The organism is Paenibacillus beijingensis (genome assembly GCF_000961095.1).
GTDB lineage: Bacteria > Bacillota > Bacilli > Paenibacillales > Paenibacillaceae > Paenibacillus_O > Paenibacillus_O beijingensis.
The window spans coordinates 1,083,839-1,101,984 of sequence record NZ_CP011058.1 but is presented as its reverse complement, the minus strand read 5'-3'; the positions used below and the strand labels follow the sequence as shown (position 1 = coordinate 1,101,984).

Sequence of the window (18,146 nt, the reverse complement as noted above, 5' to 3'; positions counted from 1 at the left end):
TCCACGATCTGATCCACGAGCTGATTCATGGTCTGATCCATGGGCTCATCCACAGATCCACGATCTGATCCACGAGCTGATTCATGGTCTGATCCATGGGCTCATCCACAGATCCACGATCTGATCCACGGGGCGCGGCCCCTTTCGCCGGCTCTGAGCAAAATCTGGTAAACACGCCTGATTAGCGTGTTTACCAGATTTTGCATCAATTTTACCAAATATTGCATCATGTTTGCCGGATATTGTATTTGGTGGAGCCAAGGGGGAGGTTGAATTCCTGATTAACCTGCTGACGGCGCTTACGGGACGAGGCAAGTTAGTGCTAGTTGAGCATTGCAGCATCGCGGAAGATGTCCCACAGTTTTTGACGGGCAACTTCATGCATTCCGGCACTATACGCCGCTTACGCTGCCGCGGTACTCGTTGGGCGGCTGCCCGACCCATTTCTTGAAGACGCGGCTGAAATATTTGTCGTCGTGATAGCCGACCATTTGCGCGATCTCGGCAATTTTCAATTGGGGATTGAGAAGCAGCACCTTGGCCTTCTTAATCCGGATCCGGTTGACGTAATCGGTAATCGTTTCGTCGAACTGGTTCTTGAACCGCCGCGAAATGTATTCTTTATTCAAATAAAAGCGGTCCGATATTTCCTGTAGCGTAATGTCGCGCATATAATTGGATTCCAGAAACTGGGCTATTTCGCCAATGACGTTGCGATTTGCCGACTGCTGGACCCGAAGCAGCTGTTGCTGTAACCGGATTAAATCCGCATTCAATTCCTGCTGCAGCCCCTCCAGGGAAAATCCGCCGTCCTCCTGCAGCGGAATAAGAAACGCCGGCTCGTCCTCACGCTGCCCGGAATCGTTCGGAAGCAGCTCCTCCGCTAAGCGGGTTTTAAAAAGCTGATATTCCTCTCTCCATTGCTGAAGCACATTTAAAGGAAGAAAACCCACGGCACGGATCGAATCGATCCACTGCCGGACGACGGCTTCGATTTGCCCCGCATTCGCGCTTCGGATCGCGAGATAGATCGTCTCCTCAAACTTGTAAAATTTCAACCGGCCGTCGCGTTCCCGGGTCTCCTGGCTCCATTGTTGAACCGCGTTATGCAGGTGCAGCATATTTCGGCTCCGCAGCGCCTCCGAGGCTTCCCGGTAGGATTGATGGAGAAAATGGGGGAACTCCCGCTCGCCTCCGACTCCGATATCGCACCGGACCTTCAGCGATTCCGACAAGGTTTGCGCAATGGCTCCCGCGAGTGATACGGCTTCCGGCAAACCGTCCCAAATGAGCAGCGCGACTTCCCGAATATCCGTGCCGCTCAAAAATGCAAGTCCCTTTTCCTCCGGGCCGAGCGCCCGGCCCGCAATCGAGACCACGTTAAGCAGCAGCTCGTGGAGCCGGGAAGCGGGCAATCCGGACATTCCCCGTTCCGCAAAGCCGGGGCGGATAATGGCCGCCGTGCAGCGCTTCACGTTCCGCAAGGAAGGCAGCTCGCGCAGCAACGCTTCCTGCACCGTTTCGGACGCAGGTCCGGCAAGCAGCTCTGCCAGCAGTTTATCGCGTCTGAGCGATCGCATTTCGTTCATTTCACCGCTCAGCTGCCTCAGCTCCAGCATTTGTTGCTTGGCGGCGTTGCAGCTGTCGACCGCTTTGCGAACCGCCTTTTGCAGCTCCGATTTATCGACCGGCTTGAGCAGATAGTCCATTCCGCCGTGCCGGATCGCATGGCGCATAAACTCAAAATCGCTGTGGCCGCTAATAACGATAATGCTGCGGCCGCCGCCATGCTGCTGCATCCACTCCAGCAGCTCCATTCCGTTCTTGAACGGCATCATCATATCCATAATGACAATTTCCGGTTCCATTGCCTGTATGATCGTCGTTGCCGCAACGCCGTTGTCGGCTTCCAGCACCGTATCGATGCCCAGCGATTTCCAATCGATCAAAAGGCGGACGGATTTGCGCACATGCGGTTCGTCGTCGACCAAGAGCACTCTCATTCCGACCTCACCTCGATTTCTTTTTTGGGAATGATCAGCGTAACTCGAAAACCGCTTGGTTTCATATTTGCCACCGTGATACGCGTTCCACGGCCGTAGTAAAGCCGCAGCCGCTGCAGCACGTTGATCAGTCCGATCTGTCCGCCATGATCCTCCGCTTCATCGGATACGGAATCCAGCTGGCTGCTGATGCGCATCAAGCGCTCGTCCTCCATGCCCTCTCCGTTATCCTCGACGCAAATATAAAGACGCTCTTCTTTGAAAAAGGCACTGATCCGAATAAAGCCGCCCTGTACATGAAGCTGGTGCTTGAAGTAATTTTCAACAATGGGCTGAAGCGTCATTTTCGGGATGACGAAATGCAGAGTATCGGGATCGATGTCCAGTTCGTAATCGAACATTCCGTCGTAGCGGATCCGCTGCAGTTCCAGGTAAAAACGGACATGCTCGACTTCCTTAAACAGTTCCACGATCAGTTCCTTCGTATTCATGCTGTAGTGCATCATTTTCCCGAGTGCCGAGACCATGTCGTACACGCGGGGAGCGTCCGCCTCAAGCGCCGCGGTGCCGATCGACTGCAGCGTATTGTTCATGAAATGCGGATTGATTTGCGCCTGCAGCATTTTGATCTGGCTTACCTGATTGGCCATCTTCAGCTTGTATTCTCCGCGGATCAATTGATTGATCCGATCCATCAGCGACTGGAAGCGGCGGGCAAGAATGCCGATTTCATCAGACCGGTCCATATGGATGGAGGCGTCAAAGCGGCCGGTATGCATCCGGTTGATGTGGCGGATGAGCCGCTTAAGCGGTTCGGAAATATTGAACGCGACCAGTACGATCGCGATGACCGACACGAGGACACACAGAGCCGATACGCTTAAATTGACCAGCGTAATGCGCTGGGCATTGGCGTACAAATGCTGGTGGGAAATCCGTTTGAGCAGCACCCATTCCATATACGGCGTTTTGATTTTACCGTAAAAAACGATGGCGGGATTGTCGTTCTTATCCACCTCGATGTTTCCGGAAGCGGTCGTCTGGCTCCAAACCGAATCGACCCAGGAGCTGCGCAACGTCCGGCCGATCTGCGTCTCGTCCGTCGCATAGATGACGCTCCCGTTTTTGTCGAGCAGATAGACTTCATCCTCCCGGCTTTCGTTCATCTGCGCATCGATGCGGCGAAACGAATCAAGCTTTATATCGATGGACAAAAATCCGGTCACTTCCGTGGTGGGAACGCGGTAAAGCCCTCTTTGAAAGCTGATTACCGGCGCGGAAGCGACAAAAGGAAATTGATTCATCCCGTAGTCGGTGCTCTGATGGACAGGCGTTATATTCGCACTATATGGCGTGGCAGGCAGGCGAAAGTTCTCCGATTTGCCGGCTCTTTTTTTGAGAAAGTCGCTCTCCATCAAATAAGACAGGTTATCTTTGGCCGCGTATAGATAAACTTTGGCGATATCGCCGCTTGAACGAAGTATGGTCTGCAGCTCCAGGAAGACGATCTCCTCCATATTGGTGACGTTTCCTTCTTCCAGCGCTTTCGACAAACCAGGATTGTCATAGAGCGACAGCGAGGCCCGATTGATGGCATTCATATGGCTTGCAGCATCGGCCGTCCCTTGGGCAATGAGATTCGTATTCTCATGAACGCTCTGTTCATAAAGAGATTGCTTGGTGTAGTGGTAATTGACCGCAATGGAAACGGATATCGGAACGATAATGGACAGGAGCGTCAGGATGATGAGTTTGTGCCGTATGCTTTTTTTCAGCCAGTTCATGCGCATTCTCCGTTGTCTTTGGCATCGTGCAATGAAAATCATATTTTGCGTCAGAAATTCTAACATAAAAAAGGGCGGAAGGGAACCATTATTTTGTGGATCAGGGAAGATGTCAATTAAGTCCACTCCATTTGTAAGATATGTGTGTGTCCATTTGTGTGGCTTTCCCCTAAAGTTATCCCTATACGGAGGTGAGACAAGCTCATGAACAATCGAACATCCGAATGGGCGCAGCAATTGCTGTTTATGGGACCAGCCGTGGTCCTGTATACAATTGTGATGATTATCCCGTTCCTGCTCAGCCTTTATTATTCGCTGACGGATTGGAACGGCGTATCCGGACAAGCGGGCTGGATCGGGTTTGACAACTATTATACCATATTGGCAAATGATGATCGGTTCATCCAATCGTTCTGGTTTACGGCCAAAATCATGGTGGTCATTACGGTGCTGACGAACGTGCTCGGATTTGCGCTCGCTTACTTGCTGGTCCAGAAGCTAAAGCTGCGGAATGCGTACCGGACGATCTTCTTCATTCCGAATGTGCTCGGCGGGCTGGTGCTCGGGTTTGTCTGGAAGTTTATTTTCACGAAAGGATTTGCGGCTTTGGGTGAGCTGACCGGTCTTTCATTCTTCAAGCTTGCTTGGCTCGGTACGGAGACGACCGCTTTCTGGGGAATCGTCATGGTCAGCGTATGGCAGGGAATCGGTTACGTCATGGTCATTTATATCGCCGGCTTGTCCAACCTGCCCGGTGAAGTCAGAGAAGCGGCGCTTCTCGACGGCGCCACGCCGTGGCATTCGCTGACGCGGATCGTGCTTCCGCTCATGATGCCGTCCATTACGGTATGCCTGTTCTTTACGATCAACGGCGTATTCAAAATGTACGATGTGAACTATTCGCTGACGGGCGGCGGACCTTACAACTCTAGCGAATCGGTCGCCATGAACATTTTTATCGAAGCTTTTACCGACAATAATTACGGGCTCGGCTCGGCCAAAGCGATCCTCTTGTTCGCCGCTGTCGTCATCATTACATCGATCCAAGTCTATTGGACCAAAAAACGGGAGGTGAGCATGTGAAAGCCGGCAGACGCGCGCTCTCATACAAGCTTTTTATCGGCGAATCGGTTGCTGCTTTGACGGCGCTTCTGTTTCTCGTTCCGTTCTATTTCGCACTGGTGAATTCGTTCAAGCCGCCCAGTGAAATTTTAAGCCATACGGCCGCTTTCCCGCGGCATTTCACGTGGGACAATTTCGTGAAGGCGTGGGATGTGCTCAAATTTCCGCGGGCGCTTTACAATTCGCTTGTCATTACCGTGTTCAGCAATCTCGGCTTAACGCTCATTACCGCGATGGCCGCCCACCGGATGGTGCGCCGCCCGAACGGCTTCAACCGGCTGATGTTCGGCTTGTTTGTCGCATCGATGGTCATCCCGTTTCAGGCGGTCATGATCCCGCTTGTGCAAGTCATCCGCGCGACAGGGCTAATCAACACGCTCGCCGGCGTGATCTTCACGTATTGCGGGCTTGGAATCGCCTTCTCCACGTTCCTCTTTCACGGGTTCGTAAAATCCATTCCGTATGAAATCGAGGAATCGGCGCTGATCGACGGCTGTACGCCGCTCGGGCTGTTTTGGCGGATCGTACTGCCGCTTCTGAAGCCGATAACCGTTACCGTCATTCTGCTCAATACGCTCTGGTTCTGGAACGATTTTCTGCTGCCGCTGCTGCTGCTTCACAACCCCGAAGACCGGACGGTTCAACTGGCGATTAATTCTTTGATCGGGCAATTTATGACGAAGTGGGACCTCGCGCTCGCGGCGCTGGTGATGGGAATCGCTCCGGCCGTCGTCTTCTTTCTCTTCCTGCAGCGGAGAATTATCGAAGGCATTACAAGCGGCAGCGTGAAGGGGTGAGAAAATATCCTAATCGAGGCCTGCTCCACGATGAATGTTGCGGTAAGGGAAACAGGACAAAATTGTCCACCCCAATTTACAAATCCGTAGGTGTAAGGAAAGCTGACATTTGCTTATAGTTGATCGTGTACGAACGACAGTTCATTTTCCATCGGGTAAATTACAGGGGAGGGTTTAAAGGATGAACAAGGGACTCATGTCAGGCAAATGGTTTCGTGCTGCGGCTCTGTCGGCGATCGTGTCGGTAGCGCTGGCCGGCTGCGCAAGCGGCCAAAATTCCGGCAACGCGCCAAAGGAAACGGGAACCGGGGCTGCGGGCAGCGCTTCTCAGTCGGAAGGGACAAAGAAAAACGTCACGCTGAAAATTTTCCAGTCGAAAGTGGAGATTAACGAAGCGTTGAACAAATTGAAAGATGAATATGAGGCGACTCATCCCGGGGTTAAGCTGGAGGTCGATTCATCGCTTAGCGACAGCTATGCAACATCGATTAAAGCGAAATTCGCGGCCGGCGAGATGCCGGATATTTTCTCCATCGGCGGCGACAGGGATTTAAATTTGTGGGCGGATAATATTGAGGATTTATCCGATCAGCCTTGGGTAAACGATATGCTCGACATGACGAAACCGGGCATCACGAAAGACGGCAACATATACGGTCTTCCGCTGACGGTTGAAGGCGTCGGCTTCCTCTATAACAAGGATTTGTTCGCCAAAGCCGGCATCACGGAAGTGCCGACGACGTTGACGGGATTGAAGGATGCGGTCGCCAAGCTGAAAGCGGCTGGAATTTCCGCTTTCGTTACGCCATACGGCTCCTCGTATAACCCGGGCGTGTTTGCGGCCAACAACCCGTTCGCCAAGCAAGCCGATCCCGACAAGTTTATGAGCGAGCTCAATGACGGAACGGCCAAAATATCCGATAACCAGACGTTTAAAGACTGGATGAACCAGGTCGATCTCGAAATCAAAAATGCCGAATCCAACCCGCTCACGGTCGATTACAATACGCAGGTGACCAACTTCGCCAACCAAAAGGGAGCGATCACAACCGGCTGCAACTGCAGTCAGCCCCTCATCGACGCGGTCAATCCGGATTTGAACCTGGGGGTCATGCCGATGCCGATCAACGACGACGCCAAGCTGAACGACAACATTTTCGTCAGCGTGCCAAGCTACTGGGTCATCAGCAAAAACTCCCCGGTGAAAGAAGAGGCGAAAGAGTTTCTGAACTGGCTGGTCACCTCGGAGACGGGAAGAAAGTATATTACGGAAGAGTTCAAGCTGATCCCGGCGTTCAAGACATTCGAAGCGAAACCGGGCGTGATTGGCGATCTGGGTGACAGTGTTCAGGAATATGTCAAAGCAGGAAAAGTGCTACCGAATGAAGTGAACAAATATCCGGCTGAGAGCATGCCGTTCGAGTTCGGGGCAACGCTCCAGAAATACGCGGCCGGCAAATTGACGACCCACGAACAGGTGCTTGCAGAGTTCCAGTCATCGTGGGACAAGCTCAAGAGTAAAAAGTAAACAAACAACATTGACCCAAGTGAGCCAGCTTGCTCTCTTGGGTCAAAGAATATTGGGATAAGCGAATGATCGGGAGGGTTATTGATGAGCATTGACATTGGATTGCAATTATATTCGGTACGCGACGAACTGCAGAAAGACTACTACGGCACCTTGCAAAAAGTGGCCGCGATCGGCTTCAAACAGCTGGAGATCGCCATTCATAACGTCGAGGCGGGATTGGAACAGGGGGGCAACATCAAGTCCGCCGAGCTGAAGAAGATGCTGGACGAGCTGGGACTTAGCGTTGCGGCTTCCCATGTCGGCCCGATCGACAAGGCAGACCTGGATGAAGTGATTGCCTACAATCTGGAAATCGGCAGCGGCGCCATCGTCTGTCCGCTGATGACCTTCAAAGACAAAGGCGAGGTGCTCGCCTTCAGCGAAGCGATGAACGGCTACGGAGACAAATGCAAAAGCAGCGGCCTCGACTTTTATTTTCACAATCACTACAATGAATTCCAGCAGTTCGAAGGCCAAAGCGTCATGGATTTGCTGCTGGAGCATACGGACCCGAGCGCCGTTAAATTTGAATTCGACACGTATTGGGCGCTGCGTGCCGGGATCGATCCGATCGAGTATTTAACCAAGCTTGGCAGCCGCTGCGACAAGATTCACCAGAAGGATCTGCCTGCTTCGGTGCAGCCGGTCAATTTGTTTGAGCTGGTCGGGCATGACGAGCATCTGACCGTGGAGCGGATCTTCAGCGTTGTCAAACCGGAAGATTTTGCCGAGATCGGCGAAGGCGTCATGGATATTGCTGGAATCATCGATGCGGCGCGCAAGATGGGCCACGTGAAAACGATTTTTGTCGAGCAGGATCAATGCTTGGGCAACCAGCTGGAAAGCGTGGAGCGGAGCTTCCGCAATCTGACCGCCATCATGAATCGGTAGGGCAAGTCAACAGAAAGATGAAACGCTTGGAGGCAGCGAATGTCAACTTGGAAACTGGGCGTTCAGCTGTGGACGCTGCGCAGCGAAATGGACAAAAGCATCGAAAACACGCTGCAAAAAGCAGCGGAACAAGGATTTCAGGGCGTCGAATTTTCCCATGTCACGTATGACGGCGTTCCGGCCGCGAAAATAAGAGCGATGCTCGCCGATTTCGGCTTGGCGCCGATTGCCCGGCATCTCGGCTCTTATGGGGCGATTACCGATCAGCTGGACCGTGAAATCGAGTTCAGCAAGGAGCTCGGCTGCCCGTATGTCGTCTTTTCCTTGATGGAGCAGTGGCGGCGCGATACCGAATCCGCCTGGGCGCAAAGCATGGAGGATTTGGCAAGGGCCGGCGAGCGGTGCGCGGAACAAGGGATCGGTCTGTGCTACCATAACCATGATTTCGAGCTGCGCGAGCAGATCGGCGGATGTCCGTCGCTGGATGTGCTGCTGGACACGATTTCGTCCGATTACGTCAAGGCCGAGCTGGATGCAGGCTGGATTCATTACGGCGGGTACGACCCGGCCTGCTATATCCGCAAATATGCGGGAAGAGTGCAGATGGTGCACTTGAAGGACGTGGCCGTGCAGCCGGACGGATCGGCCCTCACGGTCGAGCTTGGCAAAGGCGAGGTGAACTTGACCAAGGTGGCGGCTGCCGCTTCCGAAGCCGGCGCCGAGTGGCTGATCTATGAGCAGGACTACACGCAAAACCCGCCGTTTCAGGCAATGGAAACGAGTATGGACTGGATCCGCCGGAATATTTTGCAGCGTTAAGGAGCAGAGACATGAAAAAGCTAAAAATCGGAATTATCGGCTGTGGCGGAATCGCAAATTCGAAGCATCTTCCGTCGCTGGCGAAACTTGCGGACAAAGTAGAACTTACCGCTTTTTGCGATATCGCATTGGAACGGTATGAAGCGAATATTTTCGGGCCGTGGGACCCGGACACCTATGAGGTGGAAGATTCGGCGTTCGGATTCGTCAAGATGGAGAACGGAGCGACCATCTATATCGAATCGTCGTGGGCGCTCAATATGCTGGGCGGCAAGGAAGCGCAGGTCACCTTATGCGGAACGGATGCCGGCGCGGAAATGTTCGGCGACGCTTACGCGGGCACCGGCTTTGTCCGTATTAACTCCACGAAATACAACCAGTTCATCGAAACGCAAACGGAGCCGGGGAAGGCCGGCGCCGCTGCGGGAGCCGGGGGCGCCGACACCTATTGGGGGAAAGTGGGCGTGGCGGAAGCCGAGCACTGGATCGACGCCATTCTAAACGATTCGGAGCCTGTCGTGAAGCCGGAGCAGGCTTTCGTCATCACGCAAATTCTTGAAGCGGTGTACAAGTCCGCCGAAACCGGGCAAGCGATCGAGCTTCTGCCGATATCTGTCTGATATACTGTCGTTACGGGGCTGGCAACAAAATTAGCAAAATAGCCGTTGTGAGCGATGAAAGCACATCGGTCGTTAAGGAGGTTCATCACCTGTGAAAAAAATGAAAGTCGGCATTATCGGCTGCGGCAACATCAGTCCGATCTATTTCGAAGCGGGTCGCAAATTCGACATTCTCGACATCGTCGCCTGCGCCGATATGGACGAGCAGAAAGCGAAAGCGAGAGCGGAAGAGTTCGGCATCGCGAAAGCTTGCGGGGTGGATGAGCTGCTGGCCGATCCGGAGATCGAGCTCGTTATCAACTTGACGATTCCGGCCGCCCATGCGGACATTCATCTGCAAGCGCTGCGGGCGGGCAAACATACGTACGGCGAGAAACCGCTGGCCGTCTCCCTCGAAGACGGGGAGGCGATACTGGCGCTGGCAAAGGAGAAAGGGCTGCTTGTCGGCGTCGCGCCGGATACGTTCCTCGGCGGCGGCATTCAGACGTGCCGCAAGCTGATCGACGACGGCTGGATCGGGCGGCCGGTCGCCGCCACGGCGTTTATGGTCGGCAGCGGACCGGAGAGCTGGCACCCGAATCCTGGCTTCCTCTATGAGGCGGGCGCAGGTCCTCTTTTCGATATGGGACCGTATTATTTGACTGCGCTAATCAATCTGATCGGTCCGCTGCAGAGCGTCTCCGGTTCGGCACGCATCACCTCAAGCGAACGGACGATTACGAACGGCATCAACTACGGCCAAAAGATTCCGGTGGAGACGCCGACTCACATTTCGGCGACGCTCGATTTTGCGGGCGGCGCGGTCGGCACGCTGATCACGAGCTTTGACGTGTGGGGCTCGCAGCTGCCGAATATCGAAATTTACGGGACGGAAGGGACGCTCGTTGTGCCGCATCCGAACTTTTACGACGGTCCGATGCTCGTGAAGCGGAAGAACCACGACGGTTTTACGGAAATTCCGCTCACGCACGGCTACACCGAGAACAGCCGCGGCCTCGGCGTCATGGATATGGCCTGCGCGCTGCAAACCGGAAGGGCGCACCGCGCAAGCGGCGAGATGGGCTACCACGTGCTCGAAGCGATGCATGGTATATTGCTCTCGTCGGAGGAAGGAAGACGCTACGACATGAAAAGCAGCTGCGCAAAGCCGGCCCCGCTGGCGCTGGGACTGCCAAAAAACGCGCTGGATCGTTAGCCGGAATCATACTAGGACACAAGAGGACCTCCAGTTTCGCTGGCAAAGCGGAGTCGGAGGTCCATTCTTCTCTAAACCTGCAATGGTGCAGGTATTAGAGAGATGGGATCGACACTGCGCTGTATTTTTTGCGGGAAGTCTTGAAAATAAAATGAAAACGCGATTAAATAAAGTAATTATGAATCAGATGGAAAAAGGTGAATCATTTGCCAGCGATATTGATAGGAGTATTGGCCGCATTCTTTTTCGCCTTTACATTCGTGCTTAACCGGTCCATGGAATTGTCAGGCGGGAGCTGGATCTGGAGCGCGTCGCTGCGTTATCTCTTCATGGTTCCGCTGTTGCTCATTATTGTCATTGCTAAAAACAACCTCAAGCCGCTGTTGTACGAGATGCGTAAGCGGCCGGGAACGTGGCTGCTGTGGAGCTTTGTCGGGTTCGGGTTATTTTATGCACCCATATGTTTTGCGTCCGCGTATTCGCCGGGCTGGCTGATCGCCGGAACGTGGCAGATCACCCTTATTTCAGGTTCTTTGCTTGCGCCATTTTTTTCAGAAGTAATCCAGACGAAGAACGGTCCGTTGAAGGTGCGCGGAACCATTCCCTTTAAAGGCCTAATGATGTCTCTCCTCATATTGCTCGGGATTATTGTGATGCAAATTGATCAGTCCAAGGATATTTCGTTGGCCGACTTGTTGTACGGCGTCGTACCTGTCCTTATCGCTTCCTTTGCATACCCGCTTGGCAACCGCAAAATGATGGACGTCTGCGAGGAGCGGCTCGACGCCTATCAACGGGTGCTGGGGATGACGCTTGCCAGCTTGCCACTCTGGTTTATTCTGTCGTTGTACGGTTTGTTCACGGCAGGGATGCCGAGCAAAGAGCAAACCGGTCAAGCCGCTTTGGTTGCCCTTTTTTCGGGGGTTATAGCGACCGTTCTGTTTTTTAGAGCGACCGATATGGCGAGAGGAAATATGCAGCAGCTGGCTTCTGTTGAAGCGACGCAATCGTTTGAAGTGCTTTTTGCATTATTGGGAGAACTGCTGTTTTTATCGATACCGGTTCCTTCCCCTATATCCTGGATCGGGATGTTTATCGTCATTCTCGGCATGATTCTACACAGTTATGCCGCCCATGCCAAGACGAAAACAAACGTTCAAATGATCGACCAAAAAGCTGCCCAATGAGGCAGCTTTTTTTGTTTGAAAAAAATGACATTTTTCTATTGTATTACGTGTACTAAGTGTTATAATACACATAGGGTAATTGCGGGGAGGGAGAAATTTGAATGATGTTCAGGTTGGCGGTATGAGGCTCTTGCTCGATTTGAGCCAACCCTTATACGAACAGGTCCTCGATCAAGTACGAAGTTCGATTGCGAAAGGGGAAATCGCTTTGGGCGACAAGATTCCGTCTGTGCGCGAGATGGCGCAGGCGCTCAAAATAAATCCGAATACGGTCATGCGGGCTTATCAGGAGCTGGAGCGGGACGGACTGACGCAGACGAGGCGGGGTCAAGGAACGTTTATCACGACGGACGCCGATAAAGTGCAGGAAGTCCGGAACGGCCTGGCCGAGCGGGCGGTCGATGAATTTTTGGGACGGATGGCAAGCTTGGGATTCACGCTGAAGGACATTGAACGGTTAATCGGCCGAAAAGGGGGGGATCTGAAGTGAGCGGCGATGCTTTTATCGTAAAATCTGACCATATCGTCAAAACGTATCGGGGCAAGCGCGTGCTGAGCGACGTCACGCTGCGCATTCCGGAAAACTCCATTACGGCTGTGCTCGGTCCGAACGGAGCCGGTAAATCGACGCTGCTGCGCATCATCGTCGGCATGGTGCAGCCTGAAGCGGGTTCAATCGAAGTGTTGGGACAAAAGCCCGGCTGGGCGCTTAATCGCCACATCGCTTACTTGCCCGACCGTGCCAGCTGGTACCCGCACCATGATGTGACGCAGGCTGTGGAGTGGGGGCACATGATGCTGCCCGGATTTAACGCCGATTGGGCGTGGGAGCTGCTCGAACAGATGAATTTGGAGCCTTCGATGCCGGTTGCGGGCATGTCCAAGGGACAGGAGGCGCGCTTAATGCTGGCGCTGTGTATGGCCCGCGACGTGCCGCTGATCGTGCTCGACGAGCCTTTTTCCGGAATCGATCTTTTATCGAGGGAAAAAATTATCGCGGTGCTCATTGATTCGCTCGCGGAGCGGGGACAGTCGGTCATTATGAATACGCACGAGATTGTGGAGACGGAAAGTCTCTTTGATTACGCGGTGTTTCTGGATAGCGGCCAGGTCATGCTCGCTTCGGAAGTGGAGCGGCTGCGGCAGGAGCGCGGCTCCGTCGAAAATGTGTACCGCGAGCTGTACCGATGAAAGGAGAGAATTCGTTGAAACCCGCATCTTCGCCGAAATCCCCATTATTGCCGAAATCCCCAACCATGCCGAAATCCTCATCAAAGAAATCCGCATCCATGAAATATTTGTTCCGCCATGAGCTGGGAAAGTACTACTACCACTTATTCAATTCTGATTCCTCCGGCAGACGGTGGAAATGGATTTACGCTTCGGTATTTGCGGCGTTAGTTCTTATCACCGTTACGATCCTTGGGTACCGGGGCAACTTCAAACCGGAATGGCTGTTGTTTGCGTCTTACGGATTTCCGTTTGCGGCATATGGTTTGGGCTGGCAGAGCATTAAACGGGAGATCGAGCGGAATACGATCGGCTGGTGGATCACGCTTCCTTATTCCCGCTCGAAACTGCTGGGAGCCAAATACGCGGCCACTACTCTGTACATTTTTGCTTTGTATTTCGTCTACTATGCGGCTGTGCTGCTGCTCGCCGGTTATCACGTGCTCTTGTTCGGGGGAGCGGGCGGCATATTTACGGATCTGCTGCTTGGAAGCCGGTTTTTCGTTCTTGTCATTATAGGGGCCATTCCTTTTATGGTTGCGTTCGGGGTGTTTATGGGCTGCGTCTTGATTTCGAAGCTGAAGCCCCTTTCTCCCATCCTGTGGGTTTTCGTCGGTTTGTCCGGCAATGTGTTCAGCTGGCTGAGCGTTCTGATGTTTAACGGAAACGTAGCAGACTTTACGGCAGTACCGAAGCCGCTGAGCGTCGTTGCTTACTTGCTTGCGGCGTGGGCGCTGTCGGCGCTGCTCATCGCCGCTTCGGCGGCAACGCTCAACCGGCTGCTCGTGTTGAAACAAAGTTAACTTTTGCGCAAAAACTTTAGCCTATGCTTACGAAGTGTTTTTGCTTCGCAAAAACTTAAGGGGGAAACGATCGTGAATTACGCGGTGGATTTGCAGGGACTGCACAAAACGTACGGCGGCAAAACGGCGTTGGAAGACATTACGCTGCAGGTGAAGGAAGGGAGCTGCTACGGCCTGCTCGGGCCTAACGGAGCGGGGAAATCGACGACGATGAAGCTGTTGTCGGGGCTGATTCAACCGGATCGCGGTACGGCCAGCGTATTCGGGAAAGATGTGCTGCGCGGAGACGAGAGTGTAAAAGAGCTGATCGGCTATGTGCCCCAGTCCATTACGCTGTATGAGAAATTAAGCGCCCTCGATAACCTGACCTTTTTCGGCGAGTTATACGGGGTGCGCGGGGCGGAGCTGAAACGGCGGATCGAGGCGGTGCTGGAGAAGGTCGGACTGGCGGAGCGGGCGAAAGATCCCGTGGCCGAGTTTTCCGGCGGCATGAAGCGCCGCATTAACATTGCGGCCGCGCTGCTTCATAAGCCAAAGCTCATTATTATGGACGAACCGACTGTCGGTATCGATCCGCAGTCGCGCAATCATATTTTCGAAATGATCCGCGGCTTAAACCGGGATGGCGTAACCGTCCTGTACTCCACCCACTACATGGAGGAGGTTGAAGCGCTGTGCGATGAGCTGGCGATTATCGACCACGGCAAGGTGCTGACGGAGGGGACGCTTGATGGCGTTCTGAGCCGCCACGGAGCCCACGCCGTTTACGTGGAAAGCGAACCGTTCGTTGAGGCGCCCGTATTTGCCGGAGTTGGCGCGGCTTCGGCGCAGGGCAAAGGCTGGGTGGTCGAAACGGAAGAGCCGCTTCAAGCATTGGCCCGGATTGCGGCAGGCTGCCAGGAGCAAGGCGTGACCGTCAAGCAGCTGGAAATCGTTCGGCCGTCGCTTGAAACGGTGTTCCTGTCTCTGACCGGCACGACGCTGCGGGACACGTAACATAAGCTTTGGCCGCTGGAGCCGGAGCTTCAAACATAATCAACGGATAGTTTAGGGTACAGCGCTATTTTTCGGACTTTTTCGGACTGGGGTGGTAAAGATGATTAAAAGTTTAATCGTGAAAGAAATTAAGCTCGTTTTGAAGGAAAAAGGAACTTTTTTCTGGCTGCTACTGCTGCCGATGCTTTTCATCGTACTGTTTGGATCGATATTGGGTAATATGGGCAGCAGCAGCTCCATCACTATCGCATATATCGACCAGGACGGCAGCGAGCATTCGGCCGCCTTTCTGAAGACGCTGGCGGATAAGAGCGGATATACACTGGAGAGTCATCCGGCAGCCGATTACGACAACCAGGTAAGCGAGATCCGCAAGGGCAATGGAACGGCGCTGCTCGTTGTACCCAAAGGGTTCGGAGAGGGGCTGGGCAGCGGCGCAAGCAGCGTCAATCTGGAGCTGTACCGCGACGCGACGGCCGATGCGACCATCGCACCGCTGCGGGCGGTGCTTGAAAATCTCGCTTCCGGCTACAAGGAAGCGCGCGTCAATGCGGCGCTGGCCGAAGCGGGCCGGACGCAATCGCAGATCGACAACCTGCAGACTGCGCCGTTCGGGGTTAACGATCACCGCGAAAATGCGGAATCGTACGATGCGATTTCGCAGGTGGTGCCGGGGTATACGGTCATGTTCGTCTTTTTCGTCAACATCAGCATGATCCGGCGGTTTATGACCGACCGCGAAAGCGGCATGACGGCGCGCCTGCGCACGACGGCCATGAAGCCGATCAGCTATCTGATCGGAATGTGGGTCCCTTATGCACTTATTGCGATCGTCCAGTGCACGGTGCTGCTCGGCTTCGGACATTTCGTCTACGGCCTGAAGCTGGGTGACGTCGGCGCGGTTGCGGTGCTCGTAGTTGTGCTGGCGCTTTGCGGGACGGCGATCGGTCTCATGCTGGCGATGATCGTCAGCAGCGAAAACATGGGCATGGCGTTTACCCAGATCATTACGATGGGAGGCGCGGCGCTCGGCGGCTTATGGGTGCCGACCGCCTACATGCCGAAGGTTGTGCAGCTGATCGGGAAATTTACGCCGCAATATTGGGCGCAGGTCGGACTGCAAAATATTATGATCCGCGGCTCACATCTGGCCGGGGTATGGATCTCCCTCGTGGTGCTCGGCGGCATTGCCGTTGTGGCGCTGGCCGTTGCTTTGGGGCGGTATAAAGCTTTTTTGAAAACGGCGGTGGCGTAACTATGGTGAAACGGAAGGGCGCTGCGCGGCTGGTTCGGGTCTCCGATCGCTGTTGTTCACGAATCATCTTGAATTTACCCTATTAGGGTAACGATTCGTGAACAAAGGCGACCGCTGACGCTTCTCCGACTCCAAACCAGCCGCTCCGCTCACCGTTTTCACCATAGTTGAATAAGGGGGCAGGGCTTTGGTGAAACGGAAGGGCGCTGCGCGGCTGGTTCGGGTCTCCGATCGCTGTTGTTCACGAATCATCTTGAATTTACCCTATTAGGGTAACGATTCGTGAACAAAGGCGACCGCTGACGCTTCTCCGACTCCAAACCAGCCGCTCCGCTCACCGTTTTCACCATAGTTGAATGGGGGCAGGGCTTTGGTGAAACGGAAGGGCGCTGCGCGGCTGGTTCGGGTCTCCGATCGCTGTTGTTCACGAATCATCTTGAATTTACCCTAATAGGGTAACGATTCGTGAACAAAGGCGACCGCTGACGCTTCTCCGACTCCAAACCAGCCGCTCCGCACCCGTTTTCACCAAAGTTTTATAATAGAGCAGTAGGGCGGCTCGATATGGATTCGAGCCTTGTAATATCAAGAGCAAGACCAAGACCATGACTAAGTCAAACACGGGACATGAAACCGGAGCGCGGAGAGCAATCTTCCGCGCTTATTGCTTTTTTCGGAGGCTGCGCAGCTTTCATGGAACATCGTCCCGGAGTGTGATACTCTAAAGTAGATCGGGAAGAAAGGAGATTGGGACAATGAGTCAGTGCAGCGCTTTTGAGGGGATATACCAGGGCGATAGAGCGATTTATTTGCGGGCGGACCGGTATGAGGCGGTCATGCTTCCCGAAATCGGCGGCAACCTGATCGCATTTCGCGATGTGGAAAGCGGTTACCGTTTTTTGCGCGAACCCGAAATGGGCGAAATGGAGAGGTTCAGGCAAAATCCGGGCGTATGGGGAATTCCGGTGCTGTTTCCGCCGAACCGCTATGAAGACGGAAAGTTTCCTTGGAACGGCAAGATGTACCAGCTTCCCGTTAATGAACCGGAGACCGGCAACCGTCTGCACGGTTTCGTGCACGGGATCCCTTGGGAAATGGAACAGTACGGCCACAGCGGCCGCGAAAGTTTTGTCGTCGTCGCTCTGAACGTCGATGAGCATCATCCCGTCTACCGCTACCTGCCGTTCCGCTTCAAAATCCAGCTTCGCTACAGCCTCAGCGCGGACGGACTGTGCCAGCACCTGAAGATCCGCAACTATGGCGAAGAAACGATGCCCTGTCTGCTTGCCTTTCATACCGCAATCAATGCGCCGTTTGTCCCGGGGAGCAGAGCTCAGGACTACCGCGTCAAGCTGACGATCGGCAGCCGCTGGGAGCTGAATGAACGCAAACTGCCGACCGGAATATTACAGCCGCTTTCATTGCAGGAGGAACTGCTTCGGGACGAGGGCATATATCCGTTTTACGAAGCGATGGACAATCATTATACCGCGGTTCCCCGCAACGGCCGCAACCGGATGGAGCTGACGGACATCAGACTCGGAATTACGCTTGTGTACGATGTCGGCACCTCGTACAAGCAGTGGATGTTCTGGAACAACTCCGCCACCGAAGGCTTCTTCTGTCCCGAGCCGCAAATCAATCTCGTTAACGCTCCGAATACCGACCTGCCGGCCGACGAAATCGGATTGTTTTCGCTCGCTCCGGGCGAAATATGGGAGGAAGTCGGGCGTTTGTATATGAAATAGCTCTGAACTGCTCTCATTTCATGCAAAACGGATCGCTCGGATTCGTTCCCGTCGTTGGAACGATCCGTTCGATCCGTTTTTTTGCGTCAGGGCCAGCTGGGTGAGCATGACGTCCGCTTCCTCGGT

15 protein-coding genes and 1 pseudogene are annotated in these 18,146 nt (G+C 54.0%); 14 read left to right on the top strand and 2 right to left on the bottom strand.

Annotated elements, in window-relative coordinates; translation table 11 throughout:
* Nucleotides 1-392 precede the first annotated feature (392 nt).
* Nucleotides 393-2,003 carry a response regulator gene (locus VN24_RS05080; protein ID WP_045669526.1) on the bottom strand — a complete coding sequence of 537 codons (1,611 nt, stop codon included), beginning with the start codon at nt 2,001-2,003 and terminating at the stop codon, nt 393-395.
* Nucleotides 2,000-3,787, bottom strand: coding sequence for a sensor histidine kinase (locus VN24_RS05075; protein ID WP_045669525.1), 1,788 nt, complete (start codon nt 3,785-3,787; stop codon nt 2,000-2,002). Before VN24_RS05075 ends, VN24_RS05080 begins: the two co-directional genes overlap by 4 nt.
* Before the next feature lie 204 nt (nt 3,788-3,991).
* On the opposite strand from VN24_RS05075, the gene VN24_RS05070 reads away from it, so the two are divergent.
* The 14 genes and pseudogenes from VN24_RS05070 to VN24_RS05005 all read left to right on the top strand — a co-directional run bounded on the left by VN24_RS05070 (nt 3,992) and on the right by VN24_RS05005 (nt 18,020).
* The gene (locus VN24_RS05070; protein ID WP_045669524.1) at nt 3,992-4,870 is read left to right on the top strand and encodes a carbohydrate ABC transporter permease; all 879 of its coding nucleotides are present in this window, start codon (nt 3,992-3,994) and stop codon (nt 4,868-4,870) included.
* Nucleotides 4,867-5,706 carry a carbohydrate ABC transporter permease gene (locus VN24_RS05065; protein ID WP_045669523.1) on the top strand — a complete coding sequence of 280 codons (840 nt, stop codon included), beginning with the start codon at nt 4,867-4,869 and terminating at the stop codon, nt 5,704-5,706. The genes VN24_RS05070 and VN24_RS05065 overlap by 4 nt, the downstream gene beginning before the upstream one ends.
* 181 nt (nt 5,707-5,887) lie before the next feature.
* Entirely contained in the window at nt 5,888-7,234 is a 1,347-nt protein-coding gene (locus VN24_RS05060; RefSeq protein WP_045669522.1) for an ABC transporter substrate-binding protein, read from the top strand.
* Between the two features lie 84 nt (nt 7,235-7,318).
* Entirely contained in the window at nt 7,319-8,167 is an 849-nt protein-coding gene (locus tag VN24_RS05055; RefSeq protein WP_045669521.1) for a sugar phosphate isomerase/epimerase family protein, read from the top strand.
* Nucleotides 8,168-8,206: 39 nt separating this feature from the next.
* The gene (locus VN24_RS05050) at nt 8,207-8,986 is read left to right on the top strand and encodes a sugar phosphate isomerase/epimerase family protein (protein ID WP_045669520.1); all 780 of its coding nucleotides are present in this window, start codon (nt 8,207-8,209) and stop codon (nt 8,984-8,986) included.
* Between the two features lie 143 nt (nt 8,987-9,129).
* A pseudogene (locus tag VN24_RS05045) lies at nt 9,130-9,606 on the top strand (Gfo/Idh/MocA family oxidoreductase); the annotation flags it as partial.
* Between the two features lie 91 nt (nt 9,607-9,697).
* Nucleotides 9,698-10,801 (top strand): Gfo/Idh/MocA family protein, encoded by a 1,104-nt coding sequence (locus VN24_RS05040; protein WP_202967411.1) that lies wholly within the window; start codon nt 9,698-9,700, stop codon nt 10,799-10,801.
* 206 nt (nt 10,802-11,007) lie between these two features.
* Entirely contained in the window at nt 11,008-11,988 is a 981-nt protein-coding gene (locus VN24_RS05035; protein ID WP_045669519.1) for a DMT family transporter, read from the top strand.
* A 97-nt stretch (nt 11,989-12,085) separates the two neighbouring features.
* A complete protein-coding gene (locus VN24_RS05030) occupies nt 12,086-12,478 on the top strand; it encodes a GntR family transcriptional regulator (protein WP_045669518.1) in 393 nt (130 codons plus the stop codon).
* Nucleotides 12,475-13,179 carry an ABC transporter ATP-binding protein gene (locus VN24_RS05025; RefSeq protein WP_045669517.1) on the top strand — a complete coding sequence of 235 codons (705 nt, stop codon included), beginning with the start codon at nt 12,475-12,477 and terminating at the stop codon, nt 13,177-13,179. The genes VN24_RS05030 and VN24_RS05025 overlap by 4 nt, the downstream gene beginning before the upstream one ends.
* Nucleotides 13,180-13,277: 98 nt before the next feature.
* A complete protein-coding gene (locus VN24_RS05020; RefSeq protein WP_148505196.1) occupies nt 13,278-14,021 on the top strand; it encodes an ABC transporter permease subunit in 744 nt (247 codons plus the stop codon).
* A 72-nt stretch (nt 14,022-14,093) separates the two neighbouring features.
* Nucleotides 14,094-15,017 (top strand): ABC transporter ATP-binding protein, encoded by a 924-nt coding sequence (locus VN24_RS05015; protein WP_045669515.1) that lies wholly within the window; start codon nt 14,094-14,096, stop codon nt 15,015-15,017.
* A 100-nt stretch (nt 15,018-15,117) separates the two neighbouring features.
* Nucleotides 15,118-16,272: an ABC transporter permease gene (locus VN24_RS05010; RefSeq protein ID WP_045669514.1), complete on the top strand. Its 1,155-nt coding sequence runs from the start codon at nt 15,118-15,120 to the stop codon at nt 16,270-16,272.
* A 755-nt stretch (nt 16,273-17,027) separates the two neighbouring features.
* Nucleotides 17,028-18,020 (top strand): aldose 1-epimerase, encoded by a 993-nt coding sequence (locus tag VN24_RS05005; RefSeq protein WP_045669513.1) that lies wholly within the window; start codon nt 17,028-17,030, stop codon nt 18,018-18,020.
* Nucleotides 18,021-18,146 lie beyond the last annotated feature (126 nt).

What these genes read in the sequence shown, in the direction of transcription:
- VN24_RS05080 (WP_045669526.1), bottom strand. Translation starts at nt 2,003, where the DNA reads ATGAGAGTGCTCTTGGTCGACGACGAACCGCATGTGCGCAAATCCGTC.
- VN24_RS05075 (WP_045669525.1), bottom strand. Translation starts at nt 3,787, where the DNA reads ATGAACTGGCTGAAAAAAAGCATACGGCACAAACTCATCATCCTGACG.
- VN24_RS05070 (WP_045669524.1), top strand. Translation starts at nt 3,992, where the DNA reads ATGAACAATCGAACATCCGAATGGGCGCAGCAATTGCTGTTTATGGGA.
- VN24_RS05060 (WP_045669522.1), top strand. Translation starts at nt 5,888, where the DNA reads ATGAACAAGGGACTCATGTCAGGCAAATGGTTTCGTGCTGCGGCTCTG.
- VN24_RS05055 (WP_045669521.1), top strand. Translation starts at nt 7,319, where the DNA reads ATGAGCATTGACATTGGATTGCAATTATATTCGGTACGCGACGAACTG.
- VN24_RS05050 (WP_045669520.1), top strand. Translation starts at nt 8,207, where the DNA reads ATGTCAACTTGGAAACTGGGCGTTCAGCTGTGGACGCTGCGCAGCGAA.
- VN24_RS05020 (WP_148505196.1), top strand. Translation starts at nt 13,278, where the DNA reads ATGAAATATTTGTTCCGCCATGAGCTGGGAAAGTACTACTACCACTTA.
- VN24_RS05010 (WP_045669514.1), top strand. Translation starts at nt 15,118, where the DNA reads ATGATTAAAAGTTTAATCGTGAAAGAAATTAAGCTCGTTTTGAAGGAA.
- VN24_RS05005 (WP_045669513.1), top strand. Translation starts at nt 17,028, where the DNA reads ATGAGTCAGTGCAGCGCTTTTGAGGGGATATACCAGGGCGATAGAGCG.